The following is a 25,668-nucleotide window of genomic DNA, read 5'->3' on the forward strand; positions in this document are numbered from 1 at the left end:
GAGGGGCCGGGTATGGCAGACACTCTGTTCGAGTTGGGCCCGACCGGCCGACCCGAGCGCATCATCCCGCCGCCGCCCAAGCTCGAACGGCACGGGCCTGCGCGCATCATCGCGATGTGCAACCAGAAGGGCGGGGTGGGCAAGACCACCAGCACCATCAACCTCGCGGCTGCGCTCGCGCGCTACGGCCGCCGGGTGCTCGCCGTCGACTTCGACCCGCAGGGCGCGCTCTCCGCGGGCCTCGGCGTGCCCGCGCACGACGTGCCCACCATCTACGACCTCATGCTCGGCAAGGAGAAGGATCCGCAGGCGGCCATTCAGGTCACTGAGACCCCCGGCCTCGACGTGATCCCCGCCAACATCGACCTCTCGGCAGCCGAGGTGCACCTCGTGACGGAGGTGGCGCGCGAGCAGATCCTCGCCGGCGTGCTGCGCAAGGTCGCGGGCGACTACGACGTGATCCTCGTCGACTGCCAGCCCTCGCTGGGTCTGCTCACCGTCAACGCGCTCACCGCGAGTCATGGCGTGCTGATCCCGCTCGCCTGCGAGTACTTCGCGCTGCGCGGGGTCGCCCTGCTGGTCGAGACCATCGAGAAGGTGAAGGATCGCCTCAACCCGGCTCTCGAGCTCGACGGCATCCTCGCCACCATGTACGACGCGCGCACGCTGCACGCGCGGGAGGTGCTCGAGCGCGTGGTCGACACCTTCGGAGACAAGGTCTTCGACACCGTGATCGGGCGCACCGTCAAGCTGCCCGATGCGCAGATCGCGGCGAAGCCGATCCTCGACTACGCGCCCTCGAACGCCGCCTCCGAGGCCTACCTCAAACTCGCCCGCGAGCTCGTGCAGCGGGGCGCCGTCGCCTGAACGCCGTCATGATCGCGCTTGCAGGCGAACCCGGAGAACGCGAGGCGTCCGACGATTCGGCTGAAACCGCAGCCGGTGCGGTCGCCGGTACCGCTGCCGATCCTGCCGGTCCTACCGGCGCAGCTGCCGGCCCTGCCGACGCCGCGGTCGCCGATCCTGCCGCCGGTCCTGCAGCCGCTGATGCCGGCGCCGCCGTGGCCTCAGCCGCCGCCGGCGCCGACGATGCCGCAGCCGCCGCAGCCGCCGATCCCGCAGACGACGACGGCGCCTTCCGCGTCACTCTCGAGGTGTTCGACGGCCCCTTCGATCTGCTGCTGAACCTGATCGGCAAGCACGAGCTCGACATCACTGAGGTCTCGCTCAGCCTCGTCACCGACGAGTTCATCGCGTACCTCGCATCGCTCGAGGGCCAGGGGCTGATCGAGCTGGATCGCGCCTCGGAGTTCCTGGTGGTGGCGGCGACGCTGCTCGACATGAAGATCGCGAGCCTGCTACCGCAGGGCGAGGCGGTGGACGCCGAGGACATCGCGCTGCTCGAAGCGCGCGACCTGCTCTTCGCCCGGCTGCTGCAGTATCGGGCGTTCAAGCAGGCGAGCGCCTGGTTCCAGGGGCGGTTCGACGCCGAGAGCGCCCGGCATCCGCGCCTCGTTCCGCTCGACGCCAAGTACCGAGAGCGCACGCCCGAATTCGCCTGGTCGCTGTCGGCGGCCGACTTCGCGGCGATCGCGACGCTCGCGTTCGCACCGCGCGAGATCCCGACGGTCGGGCTCGACCATCTGCACGCGCCGCTCGTGTCGATCAGGGAGCAGGCCGCGCTGGTGGTGTCGATGCTGCGCCCGGCCGACGGGCGGGGCGGCTCGAGGTCGTTCCGGGAGCTCGTGGCGGGCGTCGACGCGGTGAACGAGCGCGGGGTGATCGTGGCTCGCTTCCTCGCGATCCTCGAGCTGTATCGGCGCGCCGCCGTGTCATTCGAGCAGGCCGAGCCGCTGGGGGAACTGCGCGTGCAGTGGACCGGCGAGCACTGGTCGGACGAAGAACTCTCTACGCTGGGGAACGATTATGACTGAGCAGGATGTGATGGACGGCGCGGTTGCCCCGCAGCCGGATTCTGGCACGGCGGCCGAATCGGGGTCGCAAAGTGCGATTTCGGAGCCGCCGAAAGCATCCGAAGCGACCCCGATTTCGTCTGCGGTGGCTGAGGCGGCTGCGGTGGCTGAGACGGAGGCGGCTGCGGCGACTGATACGGAGCCCGAGGCGGGAGCGAAAGCGGAGACCGAGGCCGATTCCGCGCTCGCCCGCGCCCGCGAGCAGCACACGCTGGCGCAGCAGCTCGAGGCGCTGCTGATCGTCGCCGACGAGCCGTTGAGCGTGGTGACGCTCGCCACGGCGACGGATCGGCCGCTGCGCGAGGTGCGCGCCGCGCTCGCGGGCCTGGTCGCGGAGTACGACGGCACGGCAGAGGAAGGATCCGGATCCCGAATCCAATCCCAGCGCGGCTTCGAGCTGCGCGAGGTCGCGGGCGGCTACCGCTTCTACGTGCGCGAGAGCCTCGATCCCGTCGTCGCCGATTTCGTGCAGCAGCAGACCCCCGCGAAGCTCTCGCAGGCGGCGCTCGAGACACTCGCGGTGGTCGCCTACCGCCAGCCGATCTCGCGGGGTGCGATCGCCTCGATCCGCGCGGTCAACGTCGACTCGGTGGTGCGTACGCTGCTCGCGCGCGGGCTCATCACCGAGGTCGGGCAGGATCCCGAGACCACAGCCACCCTCTACGGCACGACCGAGGCGCTGCTCCGGCACCTCGGCATCGAAGACATCTCAGAGCTGCCGCCCATCGCGCCGCTGCTCGACGACCCATCGGAAGGATTTGAGCATGAGTCGCTCTGACAGCGAAGCCGGCGGCGCGGGCCCCGGGGGCAGCTTCGAGGTCGATGGTCAGGCCGTCGAGATCGACATGGCCGAGTGGGGGTGGGATCGGCCCACCTCGCAGCCGGGCGGCCGGGCGGGTGCAGCCGAGGACGACGGACGGGTGCGCCTGCAGAAGGCCCTCGCCCACGCGGGCGTCGCGTCGCGTCGCGCCTGCGAGACGCTCATCACGAGCGGGCGGGTGACGGTGAACGGCGAGGTGCAGCGCGAGCTGGGCAGCCGGATCGACCCCGAGCACGACGCCGTGCGCGTCGACGGCGTGGTCGTGCAGCTCGACGTGTCGAAGCGCTACTTCGTGCTCAACAAGCCGCGGGGCGTGGTCTCGACCATGCGCGACGAGAACGGACGCCCCGATCTGCGTGAGTTCGCGGATCGCGTCGACGACCGCCTCTACAACGTCGGCCGCCTCGACACCGACACGAGCGGGCTGCTCATCCTGACGAACGACGGGGACCTCGCGCACCGCCTCGCCCACCCGAGCTTCGGCGTGCAGAAGACCTACATCGCGAAGGTGCGCGGGCGCGTGACGGCCGCCGTGATCCAGCGCCTGCAAGACGGCGTGGATCTGGCAGACGGGCCGATCCGCGCCGATCGCGCGAGGCTGCTGCCCGACGGCTCGACCCGCTCGCACTCCCTCGTCGAGGTGACGCTGCACTCGGGCCGCAACCGCATCGTGCGCCGCATGCTGGCCGAGGTCGGACACCCGGTCGAGGAGCTGGTGAGGCGGCAGTTCGGCCCGCTGCACCTCGGTACGCTGCGCGTCGGGGAGATGCGCGAGCTGTCCGCCGCCGAGCGCGGGGCGCTGCTGTCGGCGGTCGAGGACGGGGGCTCTGGGGGCGGATCGGATTCCTCGCGGCGCTCGGGATCGCGCGGCAAGCCGGGTGCCAAGGGTGCCAAGGGCGGCAAAGGCGGTAAGGGCGGCCAGGGAGCGAAGGCTGCGAAGGACGGCTCGGGCGCCGCGGAGACGAACGGCGCGAAGGGTGCGGGCAAGCAGCGTCGCGGCGGTGCCATCAGTGCGGGCCGACCCGGCGACGGGAAGGGCGCCAGGGGCATGCGCGGGATTGCGGCTCGGGGCAACCCGCACGGCCGGCGCAAGCGGCCCTCGCGCTGACGCGCCGCGGTGCCGCCCCGTCCTGCCCCGCCCCGTCCTGCCCTGGCTACGCGCCGGGGCGGCTCGGCTCGAGGCTCGCGAGCGTGCCGAGGAGCGAGAGGGGCACGAGTGCGGGATCCGCGGCCCCGTCGCGCACGATCGCGGCGATGCGCGATCCGAGTTCGGACGTCGTCGCGCCCATGCCCGGCCCCGAGAGCTCCGGCAGCGAGGCCAGCACCTCGACTGTCGCGGCCTCGACCGCTCGCGCCGCGTCGGCCTCGCCGAGGTGGCCGAGCATGAGCGCGAGAGACAGGATCGCGCCCGACGGGTTCGCCCAGCCCGTGCCGGCGATGTCGGGCGCGGAGCCGTGGATGGCCTCGAACATGCTGGGCGCGGAGCCGTCGAGGTTGAGGTTCGCGCTCGTCGCGACGCCGAGCCCTCCCTGGATGACGGCCCCGAGGTCGGTGATGATGTCGCCGAAGAGGTTGTCGGTGACGACGACGTCGAAGCGTTCGGGCGCGAGCGGGAGGTGGAAGCACATAGCGTCCACGTGCACGTAGTCGGTCTCGACCTCGGGGTAGCGGGTGGCGACGTCGGCGACGACCTCCTGCCAGAGCTGCCCGGCCGCCACGAGGATGTTGGTCTTGTGGCAGAGCGTGAGGCGCTTGCGGCGAGCGGCCGCGAGGCGGAAGGCGAAGTCGACGACGCGCTCGATGCCGGGGCGGGTGTTCAGCGACTCCTGCATCGCGACCGCGTTCGGGGTGCCGGCGTGCACGGTCGAGCCGCGGCCGACGTAGGCGCCCTCGGTGTTCTCGCGCACGATCACGAGCTCGCAGCGCTCGGGCGTGAGACCGGCGATGGGGGTGGGCACCCCGGGGTAGAGGCGCACGGGGCGCACGTTGGCGGCCTGCTGGAAGCGCTGGCGCATCTCGAGGATGAAGCCGCGCTCGAGGATGCCGGGGGTGACGCGCGGGTCGCCCATGGAGCCGAAGAGGATCGCGTCGGCTCCGCGCAGCTCATCCTCGAGCGCGGCGAAGAGCTCGCCGGTCTCGAGGTAGTGGTTCGCGCCGGCCGAATACTCGCGGCGCTCGGTGCGGAAGCCGTAGCGGGCCTCGGCCGCGTCGAGCACCTCGAGCGCGCAGCCGACGACCTCGGGACCGATGCCGTCGCCGGGTAGCACCGCGATCCGGTGCGCGGTGGTCTGGGGGGAGCGCGTCATCGAGGATCCTTCCGTGGAGTGCGAGGGCGACGCGGCCGCGCGGCGGGCGTTGTTGCGTCGCAGATCTTGAACTATATTAACTGGTAAGACCACTCCTGGCGAGTGATCCGACCCGCTCTCCGTGCGCACGGCGGCCGCGACGCCGCGGCCGAGTCGCGCGGGATATCAGCAACCCGGCAGCAAGGATCCAGCCCATGCACGCAACGCCCGCACGGCTCGCCCCCGCGGGAGCCCTCCCCATCGGCGCCGACTGGCGCGAGCTCCCCGACTCCGCCGACGTCGTTTTCCCCTACGACGGCAGCCTCGTGGGCCGGGCCCCCGTGAGCCGCGCCTCCGATTCCCACGACGCGCTGGACGCGGCCGAGGCCGCCCGGCCCGAGGTGGCGGCGCTCACCACGGCGCAGCGCAAGTCGATCCTCCTCGCGGTGCACGACCGGCTGCGGGCCGACGCGCAGCGCTTCGAGGACCTGCTCGTGCTCGAGACCGGCAAGCCCCGCGTCGACTGCCGCACCGAGGTGAGCCGCACGATCGTCACCCTGCAGGCCACGGCCGAGGAGGTGTCGCACGTGCACGGCGAGACGGTTCCCCTCGACCTGCAGGAGCTCGGCCGCGGCATGATCGGCTACTACACCCGCAAGCCCGCGGGCGTCGTCGTCGGGATCGCCGGCTTCAACTACCCGGTGCTGCTCGCGACCCACAAGCTCGCCCCGGCGATCGCTGCCGGCTGCCCCGTCATCGTCAAGCCAGCCCCCAACACGCCGCTCGCCACGATCGAGCTCGTCGCGATCGTGCGCGAGGTGCTCGCCGAGCACGGCGTCACGGGCGCCGCGGTGCAGCTCGTGAACGGCGACCCCGAGGTGGGCGAGACGCTTGTGCGGGATCCCCGCGCCCAGGTCGTCTCCTTCACGGGATCAGCGAAGATCGGACACCTCATCGCCGGTCAGGCGGCCCCCCGCAAGACGCTGCTCGAGCTCGGATCCAACACCGGCTTCATCGTCGCGGCCGACGCCGACGTCGAGGCCGCGGTTGACGCCGTGCTGCGCGGCGGCTTCTACGCGAACGGTCAGGCCTGCATCTCGGTGCAACGCGTGGTGCTCGAACGCCCCATCGCCGAGGCCTTCACCGCGCGGCTCGTCGCCCGAATGGCCGAGCTCGTCGTGGGCGACCCGCGCGACATCGAGACGAACGTGGCACCCGTCATCAACGCGGCGTCGGCGGAGCGGATCCGCGGTACCGTCGAGCGCGCGCTCGACGCGGGTGCGGAACTGCTCAGCCCGGCCGAACTCCCCGCTCCCGGTGCAGAGGCCTCGGGCGCATCCCTCGTGCCGCCGATCGTGCTCGGCGACGTGCCGCACGACGCGGAGGTCTGGCGCGAGGAGATCTTCGGCCCGGTCGTCTGCCTCACCGTCGTCGACTCGGTCGACGCGGCGGTCGACCTGGTCAACGAGTCCCGCTACGGGCTGCAGGCCGCGATCTACACGGCCTCGCTCGAGAGCGCCTTCGCCGCGGTCGAGCGCCTCGAGGTCGGCGGCGTCGTCGTGAACGAGATCCCGGGCTTCCGCTCCGACATCATGCCCTACGGCGGCGTCAAGGACTCCGGCATCGGCCGCGAGGGCCCCCGTTACGCCATCGAGGAGTTCACCGTCACCCGCATGGCCATGATCCGCCCCGCACCCCGAAAGGTCACCGCATGAACGCCGTCCAGGCATCCCCCGACTACGCCCAGCTCTTCCGGCTCGACGGCCGCACCGCCGTCGTGGTGGGCGCCGGCGGTATCGGGCGCGAGGCCGCCCTGGCGCTCGCCGCCCACGGTGCGCGCCTGGTCATCGCCGACCTCTCACTCGACGCGGCGCAGGCCACCGTCGCCGCGATCGCGGAGCGCGGCGGCGAGGCGGAGGCGTACCGCCTCGACGTGCTGGACGATGCCGAGGTGGAGGCCGCGGCCGCGCGCTTCGGCGATGCTTCGGTGCTCGTGTTCACGGCCGCGATGAACGTGCGCAAGCGTATGGAGGACTACACGATGGAGGAGTACGACCGCGTCGTGAACCTCAATCTGCGTTCGTCGTTCCAGCTGATCCGGCACTTCGGCAAGGCTTTCGCGGCGAACGGCGGCGGCTCCATCGTGGGCTTCGCGTCGATCCGCGCCCACGTCGTGGAGCCCGGACAGGGCGTCTACGCCGCCACCAAGGCCGGGCTGGTGCAGCTCGCGAAGACCGCCGCGGCCGAGTTCGGCGCGCGGGGGGTGCGGGTGAACGTCGTCGCCCCGGGGATCGTGGAGACGCCGCTGACAGCGCAGATCAAGCAGGACGAGGCCTGGGACCGCGCCTACGCCACGAAGAGCGCACTCGGCCGCTGGTCGCGCCCCGACGAGCTGGCCGGAGCGGTCGTCTACCTCGCCTCGGACGCCTCCAGCTTCGTCACGGGCTCGACGCTGATGGTCGACGGCGGCTGGACCGCCATCGACGGTCGCTTCACCCCGCCGACTGCCTAGCGGCGCGGACCAGATAAAAGCGGAGTCCCGAAGTGCTGCTACTCGGGGAAGAGAAGCAGCACTTCGAGACTCCGTGTTGCTGCGAGCGGGTCGGTCGCGGCCGTCTTAGCGGATCTTCGACCAGTCGACCTCGGCGTCGGCGCCGCGCACCGTCTCGAACCAGTGCGCGACGCGCAGCAGTCGGTCGTCGGAGCCGATGGGACCGGCGATCTGCAGGCCGACGGTGCGGCCGTCGGCCTGGATGCCCGCGCCGACCGACACGGCCGGCTGCCCCGACATGTTGTAGGGCACAGTGAAGGAGATGTGCCCCATCGTCTGCAGCGGGTCGGTGATGGGCATCGGGTCCTCGGCGGCGAAGGCCGCGACGGGGGAGACCGGGGAGAGCACGAGGTCGTAGGGCGCTGTGGCGGCGCGGGTGAGGCGCGCCATCTCGTCTGCGCAGCCCCGGTTGCGCACCGTCTGCGCGGCGGAGAAGTCGGCGCCGGCCGAGCACCACTCCACGATGAAGGGCAGCACCAGCGCGCGGTCGGCCTTGCTCAGCGCCTCGAGGTCGGCGTAGGAGCGGCTGCGCCAGAAATCGACGAGCCCGTCGAGCACCTCGGCCGGCACGAACGGGGCGAGCGGCTCGACGATCGCGCCCGCGGCGGCGAAGCGCTCGGCCGCGGCCTCGATGAACGCGCGCGTCTCCGGCTCGACGGCCAGGCCCGAGCCCGCGTCGAGCTGCAGTGCGACCTGGAGGCCCGCCGGCTCGAGCGGCTCGAGCGACCACTCCATCGGCGGGTAGGGGCGGGTGAGGTAATCGCGCTCGTCGGGCCGAGCGACGATCGACATGAGGCGGATCGCGTCGGCGACGGTGCGGGTCATCGGGCCGGCCGCGCGCCCCGTGTATGGCACGTCGAGCGGGATCAGGCCCTCGCTCGGCTTGAGCGCCGCGACGCCCTGCCAGGTGCCGGGCAGGCGGATCGAGCCGCCGATGTCGGTGCCGATGTGGAAGGGGCCGTAGCCGGCCGCCGCGGCGGTGCCCGCCCCCGCGCTCGAGCCGCCGGAGGTGAGCGACGGGTCGATGCCGTTGCGGGTGATCCCGTGCAGGCTCGAGACACCGGAGGAGAGCATGCCCCAGTCGGGCATCGTCGTCGAGCCGACGATGACGACGCCCGCCTCGAGCAGGCGGTCGGTGGTGGGCGCGTTGGCAGCGGCGACCGGCGGATTCGGCAGCGCCGTGCCCGAGGGCTTCGGCCGCCCCGCGCGCGCGATGTTCTCCTTGACCGTCGCGGGCACGCCGTCGAACGGGCTGAGCGGCTCGCCCGCGGCCCAGCGCGCGGTCGACGCGGCGGCGTCGGCGCGCACCTCCTCGGGATCGTGCAGGTAGAGCGCGTTCAGCTCGGGCTCCCGCTCCGCGATGCGGGCGAGCACGCTCTCGGCGACCTCGCTCGGGGTGAGGCTGCCGTCGGCGTAGCGCTCAGCGAGGGTGGCGGCGTCGAGGGCGGAGAGGTCATTATGAGGCATGTGCGAGCTCCTGACGCAGGGTGAGGGACGATTCGATGAGCCGTCGGGTGTACGGGTGCTGCGGGTCGCGGTAGACGGTCTCCGTGTCGCCCGCCTCGACGATCTCGCCCGACTGCATCACGATCACGGAGTCGCAGAGGTGGCGCACGACGTTCAGGTCGTGGGAGACGAAGACGAGGGTGAGCCCGTACTCGTCGACGAGGTCGGCGAGCAGGTTGAGCACCTGCGCGCGCACCGACACGTCGAGGGCGCTGACGGGCTCGTCGGCCACGACCACCTCGGGGCGGCAGATCAGGGCCCGGGCGATCGAGATGCGCTGGCGCTGACCGCCCGAGAACTGGTGCGGGTACCGCTCCGCCGAAGAAGCTGGGAGGCCGACTGCCTCGAGCATCTCGGCGACCATGCGTGAGCGCTCGGCGGCGGTCTCGCGGCGGCCGGGTACGAGCAGCGGCTCGGCGATGATCTGCTCGACGGTCATGCGGGGATCGAGGGACCCCATCGGATCCTGGAACACGATCTGGAGCTGCTGCCGCAACTGGCGCAGCTGAGGCTCCCGCGCGCCCGCGACCTCGTTGCCGGCCACGACGGCGCTGCCGGAAGTCGGCTGGTCGAGGCCCGCGAGGATGCGCAGCAGCGTCGACTTGCCCGAACCGGACTCGCCGACGACGCCGAGGCGGCCGCCGCGCGGCACCTCGAAGGAGATACCCTTGAGCGCCTGCACCTGTGGCGCCGGCTCGAACAGGCGCGTGCGGCCGCGCGTGTAGGTGCGCACGAGGTCGGTGACGCGCATGACGGGTTCGGCGGCGGGGCTCGCGGGTGCCGGGCTGGTCGGCGGCACCGCGGATCCGGCCCCTTCTGACGCCTCCGCCGATCCCGCGCCCTCGCCGACCGCGGGCTCCTCCCCATCGACCGTCGGCGGCACGTAGTCCTGCGCGCTCGCGACAGTGAAGAGCCGCCCGTCGGCGTCCGTCGCCTCGAGGTCGGAGGCCGCGAGCAGGCCGCGCGTGTAGGGGTGCTGCGGATGCGTAAAGATCTCCTCGGTCGGACCCTCCTCGACCACCGTGCCCTGGTTCATCACGAGCACGCGCGTGCACATGTTCGCGACGACCGCGAGGTCGTGGGTGATGAAGAGCAGGCCCGTGCCGCGCTCGCGCACGAGCTCGAGGATGAGGTCGAGCACCTGTCGCTGCACGGTAACGTCGAGCGCCGTGGTCGGCTCGTCGCAGAGCAGCAGCGCCGGATCGTTGGCGAGCGCCATGGCGAGCATGACGCGCTGCCGCTGGCCGCCCGACAGCTGGTGCGGGTAGGCCCGAGCCGCCTGCGCGGGATCGGGCAGCTTGACCGCATCGAGCATCTCGACGGCGCGGCGCCGCGCCTCCGTCTTCGAAGGCGCGAGCCGGTGCTGCAGCATGATCTCCGCGACCTGGTCACCTGCGCGCATGAGCGGGTTGAGCGCCGTCAGCGGCTCCTGGAACACCATCGCCATGTCGCGGCCGCGGATCCGCATGAGCTCCGACTCGGGGGCTTCGAGCAGGTTGCCGGCGTGGCCGTCGAGGCGCACCGTGCCGTCAGCGGTGACTCCGTTCGGCAGTAGGCCGAGCAGGGCGGTCGTGGTCATCGACTTGCCGGATCCCGACTCGCCGATGAGGCCGATCCGCTCGCCGTGCGCCATGTGCAGCGAGAAGTCGTGCACGAGCGTGCGGTGGGGCGTGCGGACGTTCAGGCTCTCGACCGAGAGCAGCGTCTTCGTTGCGGTGGTCATCAGCTGCGGCTCCCGTTCAGCTTCGGGTCGAATCGATCGCGCAGGCCGTCGCCGAGCAGGTTGAATCCCATCACGGCGATCGCGATGGCGACGCCGGGCACGATCGCGAGCAGGGGGTGGGTGCCGAGGAACTGCTGCGACTCCTGCAGCATCCGGCCCCAGGAGGGGGTGGGCGGTGGCGTGCCGAGGCCCAGGAAGCTCAGGCCGGCCTCCGCGAGCACGGCGAGCGCGAAGGAGACCGAGCACTGCACGACGACGATGCCGATGATGTTCGGCAGCACGTGCCGCAGTGCGATCCGGAACCGCGACTGGCTGGCGGCCCGCGCCGCGAGCACGTACTCGGTGTTCATCACCTGGAGGGTGCCGGACCGCGCGACCCGCGCGAATGCCGGGATCGTCGAGATGCCGATCGCGACCATCGCCGTGAGCGTCGAGGCGCCGAACACGGCAGCGAACATGATCGCGAGCAGCAGGGCCGGGAAGGCGAGCGCGATGTCGGAGGCGCGCATCACGACCTCCTCGATCCAGCCGCCGCGGATGCCGGCCAGGATGCCGAGCGGCGTGCCGACGAGCAGCGCGATCCCGACCGAGATGACGCCCACGAAGAGCGTGATGCGGGCGCCGACGAGCATGCCGGAGAAGAGGTCGCGGCCGTACTTGTCGGTGCCGAGGAAGTGCTCCGCGCTCGGACCCTGGAGACGGTCGGGAGCGTTCACCTGCACGGGGTCGTAGGGGGTCCAGACGAACGACACGAGAGCGGCGACGACCACGAGGCCGACGAGGATGAGGCCGGCGATGAGCGTGGGGGAGAGGCGCCCGCGGGCGCGTCGGGAGCGGGGCGGGGTCGGGGCCGCGAGCGCGGTCGTGCGCGGGGCCTGCGACGGGGGCGTCGGAATGTGCTTCGTATCCATGGTCAGGCGCTCTTTCGCATCCGCGGGTCGACGATCGTGTAGACGATGTCGATGACGAGGTTCAGGATGAGGGTGATGGCGACGAGCACCATCACGACGGACTGGACCGTCAGGAGATCCCGATTGCCGACGGCGTCGAGCAGCATCGAGCCGAGGCCGGGGATCACGAAGACGCGCTCGATCACGACCGCGCCGATGATGAGCGCGGCGATCTGCACGCCCGTCACCGTGATGACGGGGATCGCGGCGTTGCGCATGCCGTGCTTGAGCAGCGCCTTCGTGGGGCTCAGGCCCTTCGAGCGGGCGGTGCGGAGGTAGTCCTCGCTCATGATCTCGAGCACGGCCGAGCGCACATAGCGGGTGAGGATCGCGCCCTGCACCGAGGCGAGGGCGAGCACCGGCAGGATCAGGCGTCGCACGAAGTCGCCGGGATCCTCGGCCGGAGGCGTCCAGCCGCCGGAGGGCAGCCAGCCGAGCCCGACCGCGAAGACGAGCACGAGCAGGATGCCGGCGAGGAAGCCGGGGACGGCGACGCCGAGCTGGGAGGCCGCGCCGATGAGGATGCCGGAGGCGTTGCGGTGCCGCACCGCGGCGATGGTGCCGAGGGGGATGGCGGCGAGCAGCGCCACGGCCATCGCGGTGAGCACCAGGATGAGGCTCACCTGCAGGCGGTCGATCACGAGCGGGCTGATGTCCTGGCGGGTGACGTACGAGATGCCGAAGTCGCCGGTGAGGAGGCCCCCGACCCAGTCGAAGTACTGCACGATGAGGGGGCGGTCGGTGCCGAACTCGCGCCGGGTCTGCTCGAGCAGCTCGGGGCTCGCGTTCACGCCCAGGGCCACCTGCGCCGGGTCGCCGGGGACGAGGCGCATGAACAGGAAGACGACGACGGTCGCGACGAGGAACGTCACCGCGAACCGCGCGAGGTTGATGAGTATCCGGATGGCCATGCTGGTCCTCTGAATGAGCGGTGCCGCGGCCGGGCGCGGCGGGATCGGGGACGACGGGGCGGCCGCTCGCGCGACCACCCCGTCAGCGGGTCACTTCCAGGAGAGGCCGGTGAGGTCCAGCGACTCCACGATGGAGTTCTCCGGCATACCCTCGAGGTCCGCCTGGGTGATGACGATGTTCGGGAAGAGGAACAGCACGCCCGACGCAGCGTCGGCGACGATCTGCTTCTGCACGTCCTGCATGCCCGAGATGTAGCCCTGCTCGTCGGCCTCGTCGGCCGCCGCGGCGATGGGCGCGATCTTCAAGTTGTCGTAGCCGATGTAGTAGTCGGGGTTGTTGAAGACCGTCAGCAGGTCGCGCGCCTCGACCGCGAGCACGGTCGTCATCTGGTAGTTGTGGTTCGTGAACACCTCGTCGAGCCAGACGGCCGGGAACTCGGACGACTGGATCGTGACGTCGATGCCGACCTCCTTGAGCTGCGACACGACGATCTCGGAGACGGCTTGCGCGTAGGGGCGGGTCGGCACCGTGTAGGTGATCGAGAGGTTCTCGGCGCCGGCCTCCTTGAGCAGCTCCTTCGCCTTCTCGGGATCGTAGGGGTACTCGTCGTTGAGGTCGACGTAGTAGGGGTCGGTCGGGGTCGCGTAGGTCGCGACGAGCGAGCCGTAGCCGTTCCAGGCGGTGTCGATGATCGCCTGGCGGTCGAGTGCGTAGAGCACGGCCTGGCGCACGCGCACATCGTCGAACGGTGCGACGCGGTTGTTGAACGAGAGCGAGACCTCGCCGCTCGAGGTGCCCGCGGTCACGGTGTACTGGTCGTCGCCCTCGAAGGTCTCGACGAGCTCGGGCGCCTGCAGGTTGACGATCGCGTCGACGTCGCCGGTGCGCAGCGCGTTCGTGGTCGCGGTGGCGTCGGCGAAGTACTGCAGGGTGACCTGCTCGACCTTCGGGGTCTCGCCCCAATAGTCGTCGCGGGTCTGCAGCACGATGTTCTCGTTCTGCTTCCATGACTCGACGGTGAAGGGGCCGGTGCCGACGGGCGCGTTCGCAAGGTCGGCCACGCCGTCGGGAGAGAAGATCGCGCCGACCGGCGTCGCCATGTCGAAGAGCCAGGCGTTCGAGGGGCGGCTCAGGTGCACTGCGACCTCGGTCGGGCTCGTCACCTCGACGCTCTCGACGACGTCCATCTTCGCCTTGAGGGTGGTGGTCCAGTCGGTCTTGACCCGCTCGAGGCTGAACTTCACGTCCTCTGCGTCGAACTCGTCGCCGTTCGAGAAGGTGACGCCCTCTTGCAGCGTGAAGGTGTAGGTCTTGCGGTCCTCGCTGACCTCCCAGTCTTCGGCGAGGAGCGGCACGACCTCACCGCTCTGGTCGACGCGCACGAGGCCCTCGTAGACGTTCGTCATGAGCGCCTGGGGGATCGCCGCGCCGGCCGTCTTGGTGAAATCGAGGTTCACGGGCGCGCCCGTGAGCGCGACGGTGACGTCGGTCTTGTCGCTGCCGGATCCGGATCCGGAGCCGGCGGAGCCTGCCGAGCCGGCCGAGCACGCCGTGAGCGCGAGGGCGCCGGCCGCGGCGAGTGCCGCGGCGAAGATCAGTGGGTTCTTGCGTCGCATCGTTGCTTCCTCTTGCGGGTGGTGGCCGACGGGCATCGGCCGCTCTGGGCGCCGGCGGCGCGGGTGGACCGCCGGGTGGTTCGAACGGTGCTGGTGGCACCCCTCCGCGACCATCTTCCTCGATGAGCGCGCTCGAACCGCGAGGTTCGAACCAGGATACATGGTAAGGCCACTTGTTGCACCGCTAAGATGGGGGCACCTCGGCCCGTCGTCGAGCGCTCCGCACCGCCGCGGCGACGCTCCTCGGGTCGGATCACAACCGAGTCGCTAGGAGGCGCCCGCCGTTGTCCACCCCCCACAGCTTCGCTCCCGCCGTCCCGGTGCACACCTACCAGCGCATCGTGGAGCAGATCGAGCACGCCATCGTCACGGGCGAGATTCCCGTCGGTTCCCAGCTCGCGAGCGAGCGGGAACTGATGGTGCAGTTCGACGTGAGTCGGCCGACGGTGCGCGAGGCGCTGCGGGTGCTGCAGAGCATGGGCCTCATCGAATCGCGCCCCGGCACCCGGGGCGGCCCGCAGGTGCTCGCGCCCTCGCCCGAGACCCTGCGACGGTCGTTGCGTGCGATGCTCGGCACGGCCGCGCTCGACCTCGCGGAACTCGTGCAGTACCGCGTCGTGCTCGAGGGGACGGCGAGCGCCCTCGCCGCGCTGCAGCACTCGGAAGCCCAGCGCGATGAGATGCGCGTCGCGGTTGAGCGGATGCAGCGGGCCGCGGAGGCGAACTCCGACGACTTCGCCGATCTCGACCTCGCCTTCCACAAGCTCATCTGGTCGGCGAGCGGCAACCGCATCTTCGCGCTCAGCGGCGAGGCCGTGTCGGGGGTGCTGCGCTCCGTGATGCACCGCGATGCCGAGGGAGCGCACCACGACAACCGCGTGAAGCTCGAGTCGGCCGCCATCGACCGCGGGCTGTTCGACGCCATCGAGCGACGCGACGCGACCGAGGCGGGCAGCATCGCCCGCAAGGCCGTCGCGAACCGCTTCGGCCCGCTGCTCGAGCCGGAGCAGCAGGCCGCGCTCGCGCTGCTGGTGGGATAGGGGCGGGATCCCGAGCCGCCCTGCGCAGCTCCGCGCCTGCCGCGGTCCGTCGGCGACGGGGCGCGCGAGTCACGCTCGCGCCGCGAGTCACGCGCGTGGTGAGCGTACGGGTCGCCCCCGGCGTCGCGCTGGTAGCGCGGCGCACAGGGCGGCCGCGGCGAGGAGCACGGCGAAGCCGAGCACCGCGAGCGGCAGCCCGACCGCGCCCGCTGCGAACCCCAGCGCGAGCACCGGCAGCGCGCTGCCGAGGTAGGTGATCGTGTAGACCGCGCTGACCGTGGCTCCGTTGCGCGAGACCGGCACGGCCGCGACCGCCCGGCCGAACGCCGACTGGAACGCGAACCCCTGGCCGACGCCCGCGACGATCCCGCCCGCCACGACGAGCTCGGCCCGGCCCGTCAGCGGCGCGAGCCCCAGCATCAGCACCCCGGCCGCGAGCAGCGGAAGCCCGAGCGGCTCGCGCCAGCCGCCGCGCAGGGGCAGCAGCTGCACGCACGCTGAGGCGAGCAGGGTGAGCGCCGCGAGCAGACCGACCGCGGCGCGCGACCCGACCGGCAGCAGCGCGGCGAACGCCGAGGGGGCGAGTGAGAGGCAGAAGCCGAAGAGGGCGAAGCTCAGGAAGCCGATACCGGCGGCGCGGCGCACGGCGCCGCGGGACGCGGCGGTCGGGGCCTCTGCGGCGATCGGAGCTTCTGCAGCGGGCGGAGCGGCCGGGGTGGCGGACACCGGGCGGTGCGGGTCGGCGGAGAGGGGCTCGGCGTCCTCCGGGCGGCAGGCGCCGTGCGGCACGATCGCGAGGATCACGGGCGCGAGCGCGGCGAGCACGAGCGCGAGCGCCAGGAAGGGCGTCCGCAGCGGTGCGCCGAGACCCGAGAGCGCGCCGCCGAGCACGGGGCCGAGCGCCACGCCGCCGGAGCTCGCGAGCAGGGTGAGTCGGCCCGCGGTTCCGGGACGCCCGACCAGCAGCACCCGGAAGGCGCTCGATGCCGTACCCGTCGCGGCGGCGATCGCGAGGCCCTGCACCGCGCGGGCGGTGCAGAACCAGCCGAGCGTCGGGGCGAGCGCGAGCCCCAGGGTCGCACCCGACCCGACCGCGAGGGCCGCGACCAGCACCGTGCGCCGGTTGAGGCGGTCGGCGCACCTGCGGAACACGATCAGGCCGACCAGCATGCTGATCACGTAGCTCGAGAACGCGAGCGAGACGCCGAGGGCGCCGATCCCGAGCCTCACCTCGAGCAGTGGATAGAGCGGGGTCGAGAGGTTCGCCGCCACGAGCAGCGAAGCGAGCGTCAGGGCGGTCAGTGCGACCCGGATCCGGGGGCGGAAGGCCGTGGCTGTGGCGAGCGGCGGGGTGATGAGAGCAGGGGTGGCGCTCACGGGGTTCTCCGTTTCGGGCGTGCCCTTGTGGGGCGGTGTCCGGGATCCGCGCCGCGCGGGGTGGTGCACGTTCGGATCTCAGTGGTGGGCGGGTGCACTGACCGTGCCCCGCTCACATTCAAGGTCTGTTCTTCGAATCGCGCAAGCGAAGTTCTTTCGGTTGAGCGATATGCTCAATTGATAGACCTGCACATGGGCAGAAGGTGAGCAGAATGAGCGTTCTCGATCAGACGGATCGCCGCATCCTCCGCGAGCTCGACACCGACGCGCGCATGCCGGTCGCGATGATCGCGCAGCGGCTCGGCCTCGCCCGCGGCACTGTGCAGGCGCGCCTCGACAAGCTCGACGCCGCGGGCGTGCTCCGCCTGCCGAGCACCCGCATCACCCCGCAGGCGCTCGGCCGGCCGGTCGCCGCGAGCGTGCAGGTGCAGCTCGACCAGCATCAGATCGCCGAGGCGATCGCGGCGCTCGCCGATATCCCCGAGGTGCTCGAGTGCTTCGCCCCCGCCGGCGACACCGACCTGCTGCTCCGCGTCGTCGCGCGCGATCCCGAGGACCTCTACCGGGTGAGCGAGGAGATCCGGCTCTGCCCGGGCATCACCCGCACGTCGACCAGCCTCTTCCTCCGCACCGTCATCCCCTACCGGGTCACTGGTCTGCTCGCGGGAGAGTGATCCGCGCGGCTGCGAGGGCGCCCGTCGACCTGGGAGAATGGGCGGAGCGGATCCTGACGAGCGCGAAGGCGGAAGATGAACGAACAGCCGAACGGACTGGCGAGCCGAGTCAAGGGCACGGTGCACGTGATCGGGGCCGGCCTGCTCGGCGCGAGCGTCGGCCTCGGCCTGCGCGAGCACGGCGTCGATGTGACGCTCGAAGACCTGTCGCCGACGACGGTCGCGCTCGCCGCAGACTACGGAGCCGGCCGCGTGCGCACTGCCGATGACGCGCCGCCGGCGCTCGTGGTGGTCGCGACGCCGCCCGATGTCACGGCCGACGTGGTCGAGCGGGCGCTCTCCGAGTACCCCGACGCGGTCGTCACCGACGTCGCGAGCGTGAAGCTGGCGCCGTTCCTCGAGCTCACCCGACGCGGGATCGACCTCACCAATTACGTCGGCTCGCATCCGATGGCGGGGCGCGAGCGCGGCGGCGCGATCATGGCGCGAGCCGACCTCTTCACCGCCCGCCCGTGGGTCGTGTGCCGCGATCACGAGACGCCGGCCGAGGCCCTGGCGCTGGTCGAGGCGGTGGCGCTCGACCTGGGCGCGGTGCTCATCGAGATGACACCCGAAGAGCACGACCGCTCCGTCGGCCTGGTCTCGCACCTGCCGCAGGTGGTGTCGAGCCTGCTCGCGGCCAGGCTCGTGCCCGCCACCGATCAGGCCATCGGGCTCGCGGGCGGGGGCCTGCGCGACACGACCCGCATCGCGTCGAGCGATCCCGAGCTGTGGGTGCAGATCCTCGGCGCGAACCGGGAGCCCGTCGTCGAGCTGCTCGACGCGCTCGCCGGCGATATCGCAGCCTTCACCGATGCGCTGCGCGATCCCGAGCGAGGGGGCGCCAAGCGGCGCATCGCCGACCTGCTGGCGGCGGGCAATCGCGGCGTCGCGCGCATTCCGGGTAAGCACGGATCGTCGGAGCGCTTCACGACGCTCACGGTGCTCGTCGACGATCGGCCGGGCCAGATCGCGAGGTTGCTCACCGAACTCGGAGAACTGGGCATTAACATGGAAGACTTGCGCCTTGAGCACTCGCCGGGCGCGCAGATCGGGTTCGCGGAGATCGCAGTGCTGCCGGAGGTGGCCGAGCGCGCGATCGAGGGGCTCGCCGAACGCGGATGGAGGACGCTGTGAGTGATGCTGTGCACGACGCACCCGAGACGATCGGTGCGGACGCGGCGGTGACCCCTGACGCGGCGTTCCCGATTCTGGTCGCGATCGACGGCCCCGCGGGCAGCGGCAAGTCGAGCGTGTCGCGGGCCGCAGCCGATCGTCTCGAGTTCGGCATTCTCGATACGGGAGCCGCCTACCGCTCCCTGGCGTGGGCCGCCCTGCAGGCCGGCATCGATCTCGACGACGAGGCCTCGGTGCTCGAGCTGCTCGAATCGTGGGGCTTCACGATCACCATGCGCGGTGACCAGTGGGTCACCGTGACGCTGCCCGCCCCGGAGGGCGCCGTGCCCAGCGATCCCGTCGACGTGACCGCCGTGATCAGGGATCCGGCGGTGAGCGGCCAGGTCAGCCGCGTTTCGAAGCACGCGGAGGTGCGCGAGCGTTTGAACGCGATGTTCCGCCGCATCGTCGCAGAGTCGGGTCTGCCCGGCGTGGTCATCGAGGGCCGCGACATCACCACCGTGGTCGCCCCCGATGCGCCCGTGCGCATCCTCATGACGGCATCGCCGGAGGTGCGAGCTCAGCGACGCGCGGGCGAACTGGCGGGCATGTCGCCCGAGCAGGTGCTCGCCGACATCGTCGCGCGCGACGCGAAGGACGCGCAGGTGGTCGACTTCTTCAACCCCGCACCCGGGGTGACGCTCGTCGATACGAGCGATCTGGACTTCGAGCAGTCGGTTCAGGCTGTGATCGATATCGTACGAGCGGTGCAGGGCGCCGCAGAAGAGAGCAAGTGATGAACGAGCAGACCCCCGGTGGGCCGACCGAGCAGGGCGAGGCGGAGGCCTTCGATGCTTCGGCGATCGCCGAAGACGAAGTGATCGTGAGCGAGGAGTTCGACGGCGAGGTCACCGACGAGGAGCGCCTGCGCGCCATGCGCTCCAACCTCGACGGCTTCGACCTCGAGGAGGAAGACCTCGCGATCATCGGCGAGGACGGCGAGTTCCTTGGCTTCTCGGAGCCGCTCGCCGAGGCCCTCCCCGTGGTCGCGATCGTCGGCCGCCCGAACGTGGGCAAGTCGGCGCTCGTCAACCGCATTCTCGGCCGCCGCGAGGCCGTGGTCGAAGACGTGCCCGGCGTGACCCGAGACCGGGTCAGCTACCCCGCCGAGTGGGGCGACACCCGCTTCACGCTCGTCGACACCGGCGGGTGGGAGCCCGACGCGAAGGGCATCGACGCCTCGGTCGCGCTGCAGGCCGAGGTCGCGATCGAGCTGTGCGACGTCGTGATGTTCGTGGTCGACTCGCGCGTCGGCCCCACCGCCACCGACGAGCGGGTGGTGCAGCTGCTGCGCCGCACGAAGAAGCCCGTCTTCCTCGTCGCGAACAAGGTCGACGACGCGGTGCTGGAGCCCGAGGTGGCGCAGCTGTGGTCGCTGGGCCTCGGCGAGCCGCACCCGGTCTCCGCGCTGCACGGCCGCGGCGTCGCCGATCTGCTCGATCAGATCGTTGCCGCGCTGCCCGAGGAGTCGGCGGTCGCGCAGCCCAAGCTCGCCGGCCCTCGTCGCGTCGCGCTGCTCGGGCGGCCCAACGTGGGCAAGTCGAGCCTGCTCAACAAGGCGGCGGGCGAGGAGCGCGTGGTCGTCAACGAGCTCTCGGGCACCACCCGAGACCCCGTCGACGAGCAGGTCGAGATCGCCGGACGCGTGTGGACCTTCGTCGACACGGCGGGCATCCGCCGCCGCGTGCACCTGCAGAAGGGTGCCGACTTCTACGCCTCGCTGCGTACCGCCGCCGCGCTCGAGAAGGCCGAGGTCGCGGTCGTGCTGATCGACGTGACCCAGGAGATCAGCGACCAGGATCTGCGCATCATCGACCTCGTGCTCGAGTCGGGCCGCGCGCTCGTGCTCGCGTTCAACAAGTGGGACCTGCTCGACGACGATCGCCGTCGTTACCTCGAGCGCGAGATCGAGCAGGATCTCGCCCACGTCGACTGGGCGCCCCGCGTCAACATCTCGGCCCGCACCGGTCGGCACCTCGAGAAGCTGGTGCCCGCGCTCGAGACCGCGCTCGAGTCGTGGGATACCCGCATCCCCACGGCGAAGTTCAACGCGTTCGTCGCCGAGCTCGTGCAGGAGCACCCGCACCCGCTGCGCGGCGGCAAGCAGCCGCGCATCCTGTTCGGCACGCAGGTGCAGAACCGTCCGCCGACGTTCGTGCTCTTCACCTCGGGCTTCCTCGACCCCGGTTACCGCCGCTTCATCCAGCGCCGTCTGCGTGAGCGCTACGGTTTCGAGGGCACCCCCATCGTGCTCAATATGCGCATCCGTGAGCGGCGACAGCGACGATAGGAGCTGGGGTCGCCGCTCCGAAACAGCGATTTCTCGCTGTTTCGAGGATGCGCCGCAGTCGTCTCGGCTGCGGTGAGTATCGCGTCAGCGATTCCTCAGACGCGCGTGAAAGGCGTGCCCGGCGCTAGCCAGGCACCGCTTTTCCTTGAAGGCCATTTCTGGCCTTCGAGAGGATGCGCCGCGCGGTTCCGCCCGCGCCCTTCCGCCGGTGTAGACCTCTCGCACGGTTGTAGACCTCCCGCACCGCGCGAGAGGTCTACAACGGTGCCGAAGGTCTACGATGGCGAGAACGCCCACCTCAGTGAGGCGGCCAGCATTGGCGAGAAGGCCCACCTCGGTGAGGCTGCCAGCATTGGCGAGAACGCCGGCCCTCACCCCTCCGCCATGCCGTGCTCGGCGAGCCAGGCGCGAGCGGTGCGGCGGCGCGCCTTCAGCAGCCATGAGTCGATGACGAACTCGCGCAGCAGCTCCCGGTCGATGATCGGCAGGCGCAGCAGCACGGCGGGATAACCGTCGAAGTGCGGGATCGTGAACGCGACGTCGGGGAACGCGGTGATCAGCTCCCGCTTCGCCTCCTCGCCGGCGACTCGGATCCCGAGCACCGGCTCGCCGGGATCCTCGCCCCGCTCGCGCATCCAGGCGAGATCCTTACCGGTGACCGGTCTGGACCACGCGAACATCGCGCCGCCCACCACGCGCCAGCTCGGTCCCATGTGCCAGCCGCCCTCGCGCTCCTCGGTCTCGGGCAGCGCGAGAGCGATCGCGCGCACATCGTCGAACGTGGCCATGAGTCCCTCCTCGGCTTCAGCTTACGTCGGATCCCGCCCGATAGCCTCGGATCATGACCGGAGATCCCCGCGAGCTCACGCGCCTCGAGCGCAGCATCGATCGCGCGGCTCACCGGTTGCTCGCCGGCCGCCCCGAGCGCGGGGCTTGTGCGGTGCTCATCGAGTGCGCGGTGTTCCTGCTGAAGCAGGCGTGGGCGTGCGTGTTCGGGGCGCTGCTGCTGGTGGCGATCCTGGCGTCGCGGTTCTGGTATCCCGACGATGCCGCGCTGGCCCGCAATGACGCGCTCACCGTCGTGGCGATCCTGATCCAGATCGGCATGCTCGTCTTCAAGCTCGAAAGCGGTCGCGAGCTCTGGGTGATCGTGCTGTTCCACATCACGGGCACCGCGATGGAACTGTTCAAGACCGATGTCGGTTCGTGGGCCTACGAGGCGGAGGGGGTGCTGCGCATCGGCGCGGTGCCGCTCTTCAGCGGCTTCATGTACGCGGCGGTGGGATCGTACATGGTGCGCGTCTACCGCCTGCACGATCTCAGGTTCGCTCGCTATCCGCGGGTCTGGGCGACCACCGTGGTCGCGGCGGGCATCTACGTCAACTTCTTCAGCCACCACTTCATCTGGGACCTGCGCTGGGTGCTGCTCGCGCTCGTGGTGCTGCTGTGGTGGCGCACGGTCATGTACTTCCGGGTGTGGCGCGCGACGCTGAGGGTGTCGCTGCTGCCGGTGTTCGCGGGGGTCGCGGGGTTCATCTGGATCGCCGAGAACATCGGCACCTGGGCCGGGGCCTGGCTCTACCCGAATCAGGAGGGCGGCTGGGAGCTCGTGTCGCCGCAGAAACTCATCGCCTGGTTCCTGCTGATGATCATCTCGGTGGTGATGGTGGCCTGGGTGTATCCGCCGAGACGTCCGGAGTCACTGCCCTCGCCGCGAGCATGAGACGCGTGTGCCGCACTCCTGGGAGAGGAGCGCGGCACACGCGTCTTCGGAGTTGCGGGGTGCGGATCCGGATCCTGCCCCCGATCAGACCGCGAAGAACGGCAGCGCGATGAGGCCGGCCCCGAGCATCAGCACGAACGCCACGATCGCGAGCGCGGCGAGTGCCAGCATGATCCCGTTGAGCCACACGCCCCAGAGCGCGAGGGTGCGCTCGCTCGTGTTCCGGCGCAGCGCGATGATGCCGAGGATCAGACCCGCGATCGGCGCGATGAAAGTCCAGCCGCTCACCACCGAGGCGATGCCGAGCACGAAGCTCGTGATCGCGAAGGCCCGGGCGTTGTCGCCGGGGTTCGCCTGGGGTTCGGCGGCGGGGCGGTCGCCCGGCGCCTCGTACGCGGACGGGGCGCCCTGGGAGTTCTGGGCGGGGACGCGGACGGTGTCGTCGGCCGGTGCCGAGAACTCGGCGGTGGTGTCCGGGAGGACGGCGGTGGTGTTCATGATCGGTCCTTTCGGGGCGTCTGCTCGATGATGCTTCCACGCTACGTCTGACCCCCGGGCCACCGCGTCCTGCCGCGGTATCGACGGCCTCATACCCCGGTACCATCCTCAGGATTCCGGTGATCCGCAGGAGGGCGGCTGTTTGAGGCCGATCTCTGCCGGTCTCCCGCGGATCGCCGGAGTTTTGAGGCGAGGCCGGCTCAGTGCGAGGCGCCCGACACGTCGCTCCCCTTCGGCGCCATGAAGAACACGACCGCGGCGACGGCGAGCATGATGATGCCGCCCGCGATCCCGGTCGCCTGCAGCGAGTGGGTGAACGCGACGCCCGCTTCGTGCGCAAGCTGCGGGATCCCCGTCTCTCCGGCGATCGAGACCGCGGCGCCGAGCGACGCCTCGGCCTGCTCCGTGAGCTTCGCGTCGAGCCCCGCGAGCACGCCGCTCGCGACGAGCTCGGCGCGGTACATGAGCGCCGAGATGCTGCCGAGAATCGCGACGCCGAGCACTGCGCCGAGTTCGTACGAGGTCTCCTCGAGGGCGCCCGCGCTGCCGGCCTTCTCCTCGGGGGAGCCGTGCATGATCATGGCCGATCCGATCGCGAGCGATCCCGTGCCCGCGCCCACGAGAGTGAGGGCGATCAGCACGGTGAGGGTCGACAGGGTGCCGGGTTGCAGCGCGATGATGAGCATGCCGATACCGGCGAGGCCCACTCCGCCCGCGAGCACCGCGCGGGCGCTGAACACGCGCGCGAGCGGGGGAGCGGCGAGTGATGCGATCGCCCCCGCGATCGCGACCGGGAACAGCCGCACGCCCGCCTCGACCGGCGAGGCGCCGTCGACGAGCTGCATCCACTGCGCAATGAGTAGCAGCGCCGCGGCCATGGCGAACGTCGAGCCGAGGGCCGCGATGATGCCCGCCGAGAACTCGCGGTTGCGGAAGAGCCGCAGTTCGAGCAGCGGAGACGCGCTGCGCACGCAGCGCACGATGAACCACGCCAGCAGCGCGCCGCCGACGGCGAAGGCCGCGAGGGCCTCGGGCACGAGGAAGCTGGCCTCCTTGCCGAAGGTCTTGATCGCCCAGACCAGCAGCGTCATGCCGGCGAGCGACAGGGCCGCCGCGAGGGCGTCCCAGCGCCCGGTGCGCGGAACGCGCGACTCCGGCAGGATCAGGATGCCGGCGATGATGCCCGCGAGCATGAGCGGCACGTTGATGAGGAACGCGGCGTGCCACGAGAAGTGCTCGAGCAGCAGACCGCCGACGAGCGGCCCGACAGCCGCGCCGAGACCCGACACCGCGGCCCAGATGCTGAGCGCGGTCGCGCGCTCCTTGGGGTCGGTGAAGATGACGCGGATCAGTGACAGCGTGATCGGCATGATCATCGCCCCGCCCACGCCGAGCAGCGCGCGGATCGCGATGACCGTCTCGGCGCTGTTCGCGAAGAGCACGATCAGCGAGGCGCCCCCGAAGATCGCGTATCCCATGAGCAGCATGCGCTTGCGGCCCCAGCGGTCGGCGATCGCGGCGAACGAGACGAGCAGGCCGGCGAGCACGAGGGAGTACACGTCGACGATCCACAGCTGCTGGTCCGAGGTGGGGTGCAGCTCGGCGGCCATCTCGGGGAGCGCGATGTTGAGGATCGTCATATCCATCGTGATGACGAGCAGGCTCGCCGTCAGCACGGACACGGCAGCCCAGCGGCGGGCGCGGCTCAGCGACGGTGCTGCGGATGTGACGTTGGCGGGGGTGGACATGGGGTCGCTTTCGGGTTCGGATCGGGTGATGGGGTTGAAGTTCGTGCGCGGTGTTGCCGACCTCTCAGGGTGCGGCTCGAGCGGCCTCTAGGGATCCGGCGTCGCCATCAGTGCGACGACGACCCGCTCGAGGTGATCGCGGTCGAGCGGCGCATCGTGGAGCGCCGCGTGGATCGTGGCGCCGTCGAGGTACACCGCGATGGCGGTGGCGCGCTCGCGGCCGACGTGCGCGGAGAGCATGTCGATCAGGCGATCCGTCCAGCGCTGCGCGAGGGCGCGCATGCCGGGATCGGTGGTGCCGGTGCTCATGAGTGCGACGTCGGCGTGCACGGCACGGGTGTCGCAGAGGAAGTCGTGGATCTCGGCGATGGCGCGCTCGGGGTGCTCGGCGAAGTCCGTCAGGTTCGATTCGAGCTGGGTGAGCGAGTCGTCGATCTCGTCGGCCAGCTGCTGCAGGGTGGTGTCGCGCAGCTCGTCGATGGAGCTGAAGTACTGCGTGGTCGAGCCGAGGGAGACCCCCGCCCGCGCGGCGATGGCGCGGTGGGTGAGGGCGGCCGGGCCGTGCTCGATGACGATCTCGGCGGCCGCGGTGAGGATCGCGCGGCGGCGCCCCTCGGGGTCGCGCCGGCGCGGCTCGGGCGAGTTCGATGCGGGTTCTGACACGGGCCCTCCTCTCGAGCAGCCTTCAGTGTTGGACATCTGTACATGTACATTTGTACATCTTGCGATTGTGTTGCGCAAGTTTGCAGTTCGGCCGTCGGCCTGCC

22 protein-coding genes and 1 pseudogene are annotated in these 25,668 nt (G+C 71.1%); 12 read left to right on the forward strand and 11 right to left on the reverse strand.

The window, feature by feature from the left end; all coding sequences use genetic code 11:
- Positions 1 to 12 precede the first annotated feature (12 nt).
- The 4 genes and pseudogenes from KVY00_RS11680 to KVY00_RS11695 all read left to right on the forward strand — a co-directional run.
- Positions 13 to 867, forward strand: a complete 855-nt coding sequence (locus KVY00_RS11680) for a ParA family protein (protein ID WP_223043114.1) — start codon at positions 13 to 15, stop codon at positions 865 to 867.
- An 8-nt stretch (positions 868 to 875) separates the two neighbouring features.
- Positions 876 to 1,934: a segregation and condensation protein A gene (locus tag KVY00_RS11685; RefSeq protein WP_394358246.1), complete on the forward strand. Its 1,059-nt coding sequence runs from the start codon at positions 876 to 878 to the stop codon at positions 1,932 to 1,934.
- A gap of 142 nt (positions 1,935 to 2,076) precedes the next feature.
- On the forward strand, positions 2,077 to 2,751 hold the full coding sequence (gene scpB / locus KVY00_RS11690) for an SMC-Scp complex subunit ScpB (RefSeq protein ID WP_223043115.1): 675 nt from the start codon (positions 2,077 to 2,079) through the stop codon (positions 2,749 to 2,751).
- 67 nt (positions 2,752 to 2,818) lie between these two features.
- Positions 2,819 to 3,631: pseudogene (locus KVY00_RS11695) on the forward strand (pseudouridine synthase); the annotation flags it as partial.
- A gap of 316 nt (positions 3,632 to 3,947) precedes the next feature.
- Here the strand turns inward: KVY00_RS11695 and KVY00_RS11700 are convergent.
- Positions 3,948 to 5,099 carry a 3-isopropylmalate dehydrogenase gene (locus KVY00_RS11700; protein WP_223043116.1) on the reverse strand — a complete coding sequence of 384 codons (1,152 nt, stop codon included), beginning with the start codon at positions 5,097 to 5,099 and terminating at the stop codon, positions 3,948 to 3,950.
- A 194-nt stretch (positions 5,100 to 5,293) separates the two neighbouring features.
- Here KVY00_RS11700 and KVY00_RS11705 point away from each other — a divergent pair, with 194 nt between their 5' ends.
- Both KVY00_RS11705 and KVY00_RS11710 read left to right on the forward strand, forming a co-directional pair.
- The gene (locus tag KVY00_RS11705; protein WP_223043117.1) at positions 5,294 to 6,793 is read left to right on the forward strand and encodes an aldehyde dehydrogenase family protein; all 1,500 of its coding nucleotides are present in this window, start codon (positions 5,294 to 5,296) and stop codon (positions 6,791 to 6,793) included.
- Positions 6,790 to 7,590, forward strand: coding sequence for an SDR family NAD(P)-dependent oxidoreductase (locus KVY00_RS11710; RefSeq protein ID WP_223043118.1), 801 nt, complete (start codon positions 6,790 to 6,792; stop codon positions 7,588 to 7,590). The genes KVY00_RS11705 and KVY00_RS11710 overlap by 4 nt, the downstream gene beginning before the upstream one ends.
- A gap of 105 nt (positions 7,591 to 7,695) precedes the next feature.
- Here the strand turns inward: KVY00_RS11710 and KVY00_RS11715 are convergent, their stop codons facing one another.
- The 5 genes from KVY00_RS11715 to KVY00_RS11735 form a co-directional block, all read right to left on the reverse strand.
- Positions 7,696 to 9,096 (reverse strand): amidase, encoded by a 1,401-nt coding sequence (locus tag KVY00_RS11715; protein WP_223043119.1) that lies wholly within the window; start codon positions 9,094 to 9,096, stop codon positions 7,696 to 7,698.
- Positions 9,086 to 10,858: a dipeptide ABC transporter ATP-binding protein gene (locus tag KVY00_RS11720; protein ID WP_223043120.1), complete on the reverse strand. Its 1,773-nt coding sequence runs from the start codon at positions 10,856 to 10,858 to the stop codon at positions 9,086 to 9,088. The genes KVY00_RS11715 and KVY00_RS11720 overlap by 11 nt, the downstream gene beginning before the upstream one ends.
- Complete coding sequence (locus tag KVY00_RS11725; RefSeq protein WP_223043121.1) at positions 10,858 to 11,769, reverse strand: ABC transporter permease; 912 nt, start codon at positions 11,767 to 11,769, stop codon at positions 10,858 to 10,860. Before KVY00_RS11725 ends, KVY00_RS11720 begins: the two co-directional genes overlap by 1 nt.
- A gap of 2 nt (positions 11,770 to 11,771) precedes the next feature.
- Complete coding sequence (locus tag KVY00_RS11730; RefSeq protein ID WP_223043122.1) at positions 11,772 to 12,719, reverse strand: ABC transporter permease; 948 nt, start codon at positions 12,717 to 12,719, stop codon at positions 11,772 to 11,774.
- Between the two features lie 90 nt (positions 12,720 to 12,809).
- Positions 12,810 to 14,336, reverse strand: coding sequence for an ABC transporter substrate-binding protein (locus tag KVY00_RS11735; RefSeq protein WP_223043123.1), 1,527 nt, complete (start codon positions 14,334 to 14,336; stop codon positions 12,810 to 12,812).
- Positions 14,337 to 14,620: 284 nt separating this feature from the next.
- Between KVY00_RS11735 and KVY00_RS11740 the strand changes: the two genes are divergently transcribed.
- Positions 14,621 to 15,376 carry a FadR/GntR family transcriptional regulator gene (locus KVY00_RS11740; RefSeq protein ID WP_223043124.1) on the forward strand — a complete coding sequence of 252 codons (756 nt, stop codon included), beginning with the start codon at positions 14,621 to 14,623 and terminating at the stop codon, positions 15,374 to 15,376.
- 87 nt (positions 15,377 to 15,463) lie between these two features.
- Here KVY00_RS11740 and KVY00_RS11745 read toward each other — a convergent pair whose 3' ends face one another.
- Entirely contained in the window at positions 15,464 to 16,753 is a 1,290-nt protein-coding gene (locus tag KVY00_RS11745) for an MFS transporter (protein ID WP_223043125.1), read from the reverse strand.
- Between the two features lie 212 nt (positions 16,754 to 16,965).
- Here KVY00_RS11745 and KVY00_RS11750 point away from each other — a divergent pair, with 212 nt between their 5' ends.
- The 4 genes from KVY00_RS11750 (at position 16,966) to der (ending at position 20,932) form a co-directional block, all read left to right on the forward strand.
- Positions 16,966 to 17,427: an Lrp/AsnC family transcriptional regulator gene (locus KVY00_RS11750; RefSeq protein WP_223043126.1), complete on the forward strand. Its 462-nt coding sequence runs from the start codon at positions 16,966 to 16,968 to the stop codon at positions 17,425 to 17,427.
- A gap of 75 nt (positions 17,428 to 17,502) precedes the next feature.
- The gene (locus KVY00_RS11755) at positions 17,503 to 18,603 is read left to right on the forward strand and encodes a prephenate dehydrogenase (RefSeq protein ID WP_223043127.1); all 1,101 of its coding nucleotides are present in this window, start codon (positions 17,503 to 17,505) and stop codon (positions 18,601 to 18,603) included.
- A complete protein-coding gene (gene cmk, locus KVY00_RS11760) occupies positions 18,588 to 19,379 on the forward strand; it encodes a (d)CMP kinase (protein ID WP_223043128.1) in 792 nt (263 codons plus the stop codon). The genes KVY00_RS11755 and cmk overlap by 16 nt, the downstream gene beginning before the upstream one ends.
- Entirely contained in the window at positions 19,379 to 20,932 is a 1,554-nt protein-coding gene (der, locus tag KVY00_RS11765) for a ribosome biogenesis GTPase Der (protein WP_223043129.1), read from the forward strand. The genes cmk and der overlap by 1 nt, the downstream gene beginning before the upstream one ends.
- Before the next feature lie 371 nt (positions 20,933 to 21,303).
- On the opposite strand, the gene KVY00_RS11770 is transcribed toward der, so the two are convergent.
- A complete protein-coding gene (locus KVY00_RS11770) occupies positions 21,304 to 21,720 on the reverse strand; it encodes an MmcQ/YjbR family DNA-binding protein (protein WP_223043130.1) in 417 nt (138 codons plus the stop codon).
- A 53-nt stretch (positions 21,721 to 21,773) separates the two neighbouring features.
- Between KVY00_RS11770 and KVY00_RS11775 the strand changes: the two genes are divergently transcribed.
- Positions 21,774 to 22,655, forward strand: coding sequence for a DUF817 domain-containing protein (locus KVY00_RS11775; RefSeq protein WP_223043131.1), 882 nt, complete (start codon positions 21,774 to 21,776; stop codon positions 22,653 to 22,655).
- 84 nt (positions 22,656 to 22,739) lie between these two features.
- Here KVY00_RS11775 and KVY00_RS11780 read toward each other — a convergent pair whose 3' ends face one another.
- From KVY00_RS11780 to KVY00_RS11790, 3 genes are all read right to left on the reverse strand, one after another.
- Complete coding sequence (locus KVY00_RS11780) at positions 22,740 to 23,153, reverse strand: DUF4190 domain-containing protein (RefSeq protein ID WP_223043132.1); 414 nt, start codon at positions 23,151 to 23,153, stop codon at positions 22,740 to 22,742.
- A gap of 200 nt (positions 23,154 to 23,353) precedes the next feature.
- A complete protein-coding gene (locus tag KVY00_RS11785; protein ID WP_223043133.1) occupies positions 23,354 to 24,901 on the reverse strand; it encodes an MFS transporter in 1,548 nt (515 codons plus the stop codon).
- 87 nt (positions 24,902 to 24,988) lie between these two features.
- Complete coding sequence (locus KVY00_RS11790) at positions 24,989 to 25,564, reverse strand: TetR/AcrR family transcriptional regulator (RefSeq protein WP_223043134.1); 576 nt, start codon at positions 25,562 to 25,564, stop codon at positions 24,989 to 24,991.
- Between the last annotated feature and the right edge of the window lie 104 nt (positions 25,565 to 25,668).

The sequence above is a fragment of the Leucobacter tenebrionis genome (genome assembly GCF_019884725.1).
Classification (GTDB): Bacteria; Actinomycetota; Actinomycetes; order Actinomycetales; family Microbacteriaceae; genus Leucobacter; species Leucobacter tenebrionis.